Source organism: Sphingomonas sp. Ant H11 (genome assembly GCF_000797515.1).
Taxonomy (GTDB): Bacteria; Pseudomonadota; Alphaproteobacteria; order Sphingomonadales; family Sphingomonadaceae; genus Sphingomonas.
Genome location: NZ_JSBN01000155.1, coordinates 1 through 7,996 on the forward strand (window position 1 = coordinate 1; position 7,996 = coordinate 7,996).

General features: G+C 63.9%; 6 protein-coding genes. 4 read left to right on the plus strand and 2 right to left on the minus strand.

The features are described from left to right. Positions 1-57 precede the first annotated feature (57 nt). Genes NW75_RS20155 through purU form a run of 4 tightly spaced genes read left to right on the plus strand, consistent with a single transcriptional unit; the run spans position 58 to position 3,824 of the window. Positions 58-1,131 (plus strand): aminomethyltransferase family protein, encoded by a 1,074-nt coding sequence (locus NW75_RS20155; protein WP_231565354.1) that lies wholly within the window; start codon positions 58-60, stop codon positions 1,129-1,131. Beyond that, positions 1,124-1,642 carry a sarcosine oxidase subunit gamma gene (locus tag NW75_RS20160; protein ID WP_081988845.1) on the plus strand — a complete coding sequence of 173 codons (519 nt, stop codon included), beginning with the start codon at positions 1,124-1,126 and terminating at the stop codon, positions 1,640-1,642. The genes NW75_RS20155 and NW75_RS20160 overlap by 8 nt, the downstream gene beginning before the upstream one ends. After that, entirely contained in the window at positions 1,639-2,964 is a 1,326-nt protein-coding gene (locus NW75_RS20165; protein ID WP_033967176.1) for a spinster family MFS transporter, read from the plus strand. Before NW75_RS20160 ends, NW75_RS20165 begins: the two co-directional genes overlap by 4 nt. Further along, positions 2,964-3,824, plus strand: a complete 861-nt coding sequence (purU, locus tag NW75_RS20170; RefSeq protein WP_137903021.1) for a formyltetrahydrofolate deformylase — start codon at positions 2,964-2,966, stop codon at positions 3,822-3,824. Before NW75_RS20165 ends, purU begins: the two co-directional genes overlap by 1 nt. 40 nt (positions 3,825-3,864) lie before the next feature. Here the strand turns inward: purU and NW75_RS20175 are convergent, their stop codons facing one another. Next, complete coding sequence (locus NW75_RS20175) at positions 3,865-6,483, minus strand: TonB-dependent receptor (RefSeq protein WP_156143090.1); 2,619 nt, start codon at positions 6,481-6,483, stop codon at positions 3,865-3,867. Between the two features lie 107 nt (positions 6,484-6,590). Then, positions 6,591-7,996: tetratricopeptide repeat-containing sulfotransferase family protein (locus NW75_RS20180; protein ID WP_033967179.1), on the minus strand; the 1,406-nt coding region annotated here is incomplete at its 5' end.

The following is a 7,996-nucleotide window of genomic DNA, read 5'->3' on the forward strand; positions in this document are numbered from 1 at the left end:
GCTGGCGCTCTATGATCGCCACCAACGCCTCGCCCCGCTCTGGCAGCCGCTCGGGCTGTGGCACCGGCCGCGCGCTATCCGGTGGCGGGGGAAACGCTGCATCAGGCGGCGGTGCGCGAAGCATGTGCAGTGCGCACCGTCGCCGGGATCGTCGATATCTCGACGCTCGCCAAATTCGCGGTGGTCGGGCCGGATGCGGCGGCGTTGCTCGAAAGCGTGTGCGCGACCGGCATCGCCAAGCTCGCGGTCGGGCGCGGGCGCTACACCTTCATGCTGCGCGAAGACGGCATGGTGATGGATGACGGCACCGTCTGGCGGCTGGAGGAAAACCGCTATCTGCTGACCAGTTCGACTGGCGGGGCCGAGCGGATGGAGGCGCATCTCAGCTATGCCCACCGCGTGCTCGCCCCGCATTTGCGCGTGTCGGTGGTGGCGCAACAGGAGCATTTCGCCGGGATCGCACTGGCCGGACCGTGCGCGAAGGACATTCTGGCCGAACTGACCGGCATCACTCCGCCCGCGCATATGGGGTTGGCCTATGCCGAAATCGCAGGGGTGCCTGTGCTGATCCTCGCCGCCAGCTATAGCGGCGAACGCGCCTTCGAACTCTATGCGGTGGCGAGCGATGCTGGCACGGTGTGGGATGCGCTGGAGACGGCGACCCGTGCGCGCGGCGGTGCGCCTTATGGGCTGGAGGCGCTCGAATTTCTGCGGATCGAAAAGGGCCATATCGTGATCGGGGCGGAGGCCGATGGCCGCACCACCCCGCACGACCTCCAGCTTGAACGGATGCTGCGCAAGAGCGGCGGTTTCATCGGCGCGGCGGGGTTGACCCGCCCAGCCTTGTCGGCCCCCGATCGCCTGCAGCTCGTCGGCCTGACCAGCGACACGCCGATCCCGGAAGGCGCAATGCTCGTCACCGCAACCGGAGAGCCGGTGCTGGGCCATGTCACCTCCGCCACCGGGCGCGTGCTGGGCGAGGGCGCGGTCGCGCTGGGCTTGCTCGCCGGAGGGAGAATGCGGATCGGCGAGAGCCTGGTCGCCACGTCTCCCACCCGCAGCCAGTCGGCCCGCGTTACCGTTACGGCACCGCTTTTCTACGATGCCGAAGGGACACGCTATCGTGACTGAGGCGCGGGTTACCCTGGCGATAGCCGCAGCGGGCGATGTCATCGCGCTCGACCTGTGGGACGATTCGGAGCCGCCAAATCTTCCAACCGGGCGGACCCTGCCGGTCGAGCCGCGACGCTGGTGGTTGATCGACGCCGCGCAGCACGCGCCCGCAATCACCGCGCACATCGCCGATCGTGGCGCGCTGTCGCCCCTTGGCGGCGGCCTGATCCGCGCCACGCTCACCGGCCCCGGCTGGCGCGGGCTGCTGAGCGTGAGCGGCTGGTTCGATTCCGAAAATCCGGATTTCGGCCCCGGCCAGATCGCCGCGACAACGATCCACCATGTGCCGGTGTGGATCGCGCCGATCAGCGACACCGCGTGTGAGGTCTATCTGCCAAGCAGTTACGCCGCTAGTCTGGTCGATCTGTGGACGCGCGCCATCGGGGGTAACCGAACCGCCGCCTGCACCGTGCAACAGTCCCGACGGCAGCTGACGGCGGGGAAACGAACACAATGGGGGCCAGCATGATGACATCGACGACACCGCGCCTGGAATCGGCGCGCTGGTATGTCGTCCTCGTGCTGGGGCTGGTCTATGCGGTCAATATCGCCGATCGCTACGTGGTCGCCACCGTGCTCGAACCGATCCGCAAGGAGTTCGGCCTCAGCGATTCAGGCGTCGCCTGGCTGACCGGCGTTTCGCTCGCCTTCTTCTATATCTTCGTTGGGCTGCCGATCGCGCGCTTTGCCGATCGCGCCAATCGGCGGAACATCGTCGCAGGCGCGATGATCCTCTGGTCGGCAGCGACCGCTTTGCTCGGCCTGACGCAAAACTATGTGCAATTCCTGCTGGCGCGGATCGCGGTCGGCATCGGCGAGGCGGGCGGCACCCCGCCCTCGACCTCGATCATCGCCGACAATTTCCCGCGCGGAAGGCGCGCCTATGCGCTGACCATCTATGCGCTGGGCCTGCCGCTTGGTGCGTGGATGGGGTCGAGCCTGGCGGGTGCGATCGTCGAGCATTTCCATAGCTGGCGCGCGGCCTTCATCGCGCTCGGCGTGCCCGGCGTGATTTTCGGCCTGCTGATCCTGCTGACCGTGCGCGAGCCGGTACGCGGCCGCTTCGAATTGGTCACCGAAGACAGCGCCCCCGCTGCAAGCTTTGTCGAGACGTGCCGCTTCCTGTGGACACAGCGATCTGCGTGGCACATCAACGCGGCCGGCACGGTGATTTGCCTGTGGGGCTGGGGCCTGTTGTTCTGGACGCAGACCTATTTCGAGCGCGCTTACGGCCTGTCCACCGCAGAGGCAGGCGCGCGCCTCGGCACGATCTATTTCTGGGCGGGCACGGTCGCGACGATCGCCACCAGCGCCATCCTCGCGCTGCCGCAAATGCAGGATCCGAAATGGATCGCCCGGCTGCTCGCCGTCATCGTCGCGGCATCGACGATCCCGTCCTTCCTGATTTACTGGACGCATTCGCTCACCGTGGCGACGGCGATGCTGTGGATCGTGGTGCCCGCGATCTATCTCTATGTCGGCCCGACCATGGCGCTGCTGCTCAATTTCATGCCGGCCCCGATGCGCGCACAAGGCATGGCGATCAGTTTGCTCACCGCCAATGTCGCCAACCTCATCATCGCGCCCACCGTCGTCGGCTGGATCAGCGACATGCTGACCGGGCCGCTGGGCGGCAATGCCGCATCGCTGCGCTATGCGTTGCTGGCGCTGTCGCTCACCGGTTTCTGGGCGGCCTATCATTATTGGACGAGCGTGCGCAGCTATGCGGTCGACGATCTACGCGTGCGGACCTTCGGCATGGACGCCGCCCCTAAACCTGCGGAGACATGATGCCCGTTCAGCCGTTTATCTTAACGCTGTCGTGCCAGGACCGGCCCGGCATCGTCGCCGCCGTGTCCGGCCACATTCTGGCGTGCGGCGGCAACATCACCGATTCCAGCCAGTATAACGACGCAGATTCGGCCAGCTTTTTCATGCGCACCGCCTTTTCCATCCCCGGCGACGGCGATGCGGCGGCGTTGCACAGCGGGTTCGACGCGCTTGCCAAAGGCTATGGCATGACGCTCACGCTCCGCCCGGCCGATGCCCGACAAAGGGTGCTGATCCTGGTGTCGAAGTTCGACCATTGCCTGGTCGACTTGCTCTACCGCCGCCGCATCGGCGAGCTCGACATGGACGTGGTCGGAATCGTCTCCAACCATCCGGCCGACACCTTTTCCGCACTCGATCTGGCGGGCATTCCGTTCCACCATTTGCCGATCACCCCCGCGACCAAGGCCGAACAGGAAGCCAAGATCTGGGCGATCCATCAGGCCGCGAACACCGATCTGGTGGTGCTGGCGCGCTATATGCAAATCCTGTCGGACGATCTCGCAGCCAAATTCGCCAGCCGCTGCATCAACATCCACCACAGCTTCCTGCCCGGATTCAAAGGGGCCAAGCCCTATCATCAGGCCCATGCGCGCGGGGTGAAGGTAATCGGGGCGACCGCGCACTATGTGACCGGCGATCTCGACGAAGGGCCAATCATCGAACAGGATGTCGAACGGATCAGCCACGCCGACACGGCGGAGGATCTGGTGCGCAAGGGCCGCGACATCGAGCGCCGCGTTCTGTCGCGCGCGGTTGGTCTCCATCTGAGCGGACGCGTGCTGGCCAATGGCGCGCGGACGATCGTGTTCCGCGACTGAAGGCGATGGGGAGAGCGGTTTGCCGCCCTCCCCGTTCCGGTCAGAATTTCACCTTCGCCCGCACGCCAATCGTGCGCGGGCGCGCATAGGTCACGCGCGATCCCGCCTGATAGATCGCATAGTAAGTCGCGCGCTGGATATCGATCACCTTGACGCCGTCGAACAGATTGTTGCCGAAAACGCCGAATTCGAATTGGCCGATGTCATAGGTGACCGACGCGCTCGCATTATGGCTTTCGGGGATCACCGCGAAGGTCTGGCTGAGGCCGCCATTGCTGGCTTTGTCGACGATCAGCTTCTTGGTGGTGGGATCGAGCGTGGTCGAGAAATTGTTGAACGTCGTCTGCTGCGACGAGATGTATTTGTACGTTGCCTGCAGATGCAGCGACCCGCTGCCGAGATCGGTATCGTAGAACGCCCCTGCCGACGCGGTCACTTGCGGCGAATAGGGCGTGCGGTCGCCGTCAAACGCGCCGACCGTCGGAATATCGCCGCGCGCATTCGAATCGTTGAACGAGAAGCTGCCGTTGAGCGTGATGTTGCGCGTCGCCTTGACCGCCGCCTCCAGCTCGACGCCCTTGCTGGCGATCTTGCCCTTATTGTCGGTGAAGAAATACGAGCAGTTGAGCCGCAACCGCGTCTGCACGTCGGACCAGTCGATATAATAAGCGCTGGCGTTGAGCGTTACGCGGCCGCCCGCCAGCTTGGCCTTTTCGCCGATCGTATAGTTCCACAATTTATCGGGCCCGAACGTCCCCGGCGCGGCGGTATAGCCATAGGCATTGAGCTGCGTCGTGCAGCGCCCGGCCAGTCCCGCCGTGCCGAGCGGCACCGGCTGATTGGCACCGCCATAGCGGAAGCCCTTGGCCGCTTCGGCATAGACCAGCACATTGTCATTGAGCTTGTAGGAGATGTTGGCGCGCGGGTTGACCCCGTTCGATTTGAGCGTGGACGTGATCGACTGGGTGATGCCCGTCGTCCGCCCCTGCGCATCCTTGCCGAGCAGCACGCCGAACGCGCCGCCTTCGTACAGATAATAGTTTTCCTTGAAATTGAAGTAGCGCAGGCCAGCGGTCAGATCGAGCCGATCCGTGACGTGCCAGGTGCCATCGGCATATGCCGCGAACTGATGCTCGTGGACGTCCTGCAGGCCTGAGAAAATGTCGTTCGAGTTGAATGCGCCATCGACGGTTTTCGAATCATACAGGCCGCTCGGCGTTGCGAACGGGCCAAACGCGGCGTTCTGGTAGGACAGCGTATCGAACCCGGCGACCGGAATGTCCTGAACGAGATGCCGGTTCTGCTTTTCGTAATAAGCGCCGACCGTCCATTTGATCGGGCCATCGTTCTTCGACACCAGCCGCGCTTCGGCCATGAAATCGTTGAGCTTCTGGTTGATCGTATAGTTTTCAGCCGGGATCAGGCTGGTGACGGCGTGGTTGTAGCTGGCTGGCGGGTTATACAGCGGGTATTTGCCGGCCCCGGTATAGGGCGCGTAATAACTGGCGAAATAATAGCCGATCTGCGGATCCGGGCTCGCGTTGAAACCGATCTTGCGGTCGGTATACGCTCCGGTGACGATCAGATTGGCAAAGCCCGCATCATAATCGAAACCGCCGGTGTAGAGCTTGAACAGGTCGCGCGTCCCCTCCGCGCCATTGCTCTCATAGGTGTAGGGCGCAAGGCCATTGAGCCCGGTGTTGAGCCCCTTGGCGCGGCTGTCCTCATAGGTGAAGCTTCCATCGACGACCAATGCGTCGGTCGGCGTCCAGCGTACCGCGACCCTGCCCTGGGTGGAGCGGTTGCTATTGGCGTTGTCGACCTTGTGCTGGCCGATATTGTCGATGAAGCCGCCATCGTTGCCGACGAAGATGTTGCCGCGCACCGCAAGCTGATCCTTGATCAGCGGAATGTTGACCATGCCGCGAACATTGTAGCTGCCGGCACCATGCTCGGTGGTCGAGCCGCTCGCTTCGGCGGTGCCGAAGAAGCTCCTGGCATCGGGCTTCGCCGTCACGAAGCGCACCGTGCCCGCCATCGAACCCGCACCGAACAGCGTGCCCTGCGGCCCACGCAGCACTTCGACGCGGTCGAGATCATAGACCTTCAGGTCAGGCGTCTGCCCCTGCACCGAGATCGGCGTGTCGTCGAGATAGACCGCGACCAGCGGACGATCCGACGTGTCCGACGTGACATAGCCGCCCGTCGCAAGCCCACGCAGGTTGAACTTGTTGAAGCCCGGCGCACCTTCGGTGATGACGAGTGAGGGGGTGAATTTGGCGAGATCGGACAGATTGCCCTGCCCCGATTTGGTGACCTGATCGACATTCACCACCGACACCGCGATCGGCACCTTCTGCAGCGATTCCGCGCCCGAGCGCGTTGCGGTGACGACGATGTCGGTCAGCTCGCCGTCCTTGGGGGGCGTTTGTGCAGACGAAGCTGCCGCCGCGCCGTATCGGGAAGGGGGGCAGCACGGTCTGCCGCAGCAAAAGCCGCTTGCGGTGCCAGCAGCGCCAAGCCTCCCGCAGATGCCAGCAAAGTAGCAAGCAAAGGCGTGCGACGGCCCAACGGGCCGGATTGAGCATGAAACTTCGTCATAGTCCCCCCTTGTCGTAAACGCCCCGTCAGATCCTCGCGCTGCCGCATCAGGCTTCATGCCTTTTGCTTGCGGAGAATTTGGATCTGATCCCCGATTGAAGAAGCTCACCCGATTCCCGAAAAGCGAGAAGGATAATAATCAGATAGGGGCATTCCAAATTGCGATTATGGCCGATCGGTGACGGGTCTGGCAAGGGGGCCGAGCGTTTCGATCAACGGGCCAAGCCACGGCTCGAAGCCACGCCACTGGTCCAGCGCGTCGCGGAAGATCGGGCGGCGCACCTGTTCCGAACTGGGCGTGCGCACATTCCGTCCGGTCTCGAAAAAGCGCAGACAGTGCGGCTCGAAAGCAAGCCCGCAATAACCGAGCAGACGGCGGATTTCGCTCTCGGCATCGTCCACCAGATCTTCATAGACAATGCGGTGCACCCTGCCCGGTAAGACCGTATCGAAATGCGCCATCAGCGCCACATAATCGCGATAGTAATGGGCCAAATCTTCCAGATCATAACTATACGCCTGCCCGCGCGCGAACGCCTGCTTGAAAATGGAAAAGCAACACGCCACCGGATCCCGCCGGACATCGATGATGCGCGCGTTCGGCAGCATCAGATGAATCAGGCCGCCGTGCAGGAAATTGCCGGGAAATTTATCGACGAACAATGGTCGGTCACCGCTGCGATACACCTCGGTCTGCTTTAGATAGGCGCGTCCAAGCTCGGCGAACGTCTCAAGCGGCACTTGCGAGATCGAAGAAGGATAGCCCGGATTGGCGGTCGCCAAGTCCCGCGCCAGCGCGGTCAGCGTCGGCAGCTCCGACGCGCCCTCGACCTGACTATGGCTGGCGAGGATCTGTTCGACCAGCGTCGAGCCCGATCGCGGCATGCCAACGACGAAGATCGGGCCGATCGCATCGCACCCAGCGCCCGCCGCTCGCACGAACAGCGAAGTGTCGAACGCGGCGATCGATTGCGTAACGAAGCGACGATGCGCCGCGGCATCGTGCGGCTCCAGTCGCTTTCGCGCCGCATTGCCGCGTGCATAATGGTCGAACGCCTCTGCATAGCGGCGCTCATCCTCCAGCGCCTTGCCCAACGCGAAATCCAGATAGGCGCGGTCGCCGGGATTGGCGCTGGCCGCTTTCGGCAGCGCCTGCATCCGCGCGATATCTTCGGCGTCGAAGCGCACCGTCTTGAGATTGGCGAGGCTCCACCATGCCTCACCGGAGCCGGGCGCAATGGCGATGGCGCGACGATAGGCGGCGACAGCATCGCTTTGTCGCCCGATCGCGCGCAGGGCGTGGCCATAAGCATGCCACATCTCGCTATCCTCGGGCGTCGTCCGCACCACGCCTTCATACGCATCGATTGCCTGCGCGACATTGCCGAGCTGCATGTGGATCGCCGCTTGCAAACCGACCACCATCGCGCTGCCCGGATACGCCTCCACCACCGGCTCGATCGCGGTGAGGGCCTCCGCTCCGCGTTCGAGCCGATGCAGCGTGAGGGCGAGGCTGAACCGCGCGGGCGCGAAAGCGGGCGCGGTCGCCACCGCCGCGGCCAGCAACGGCT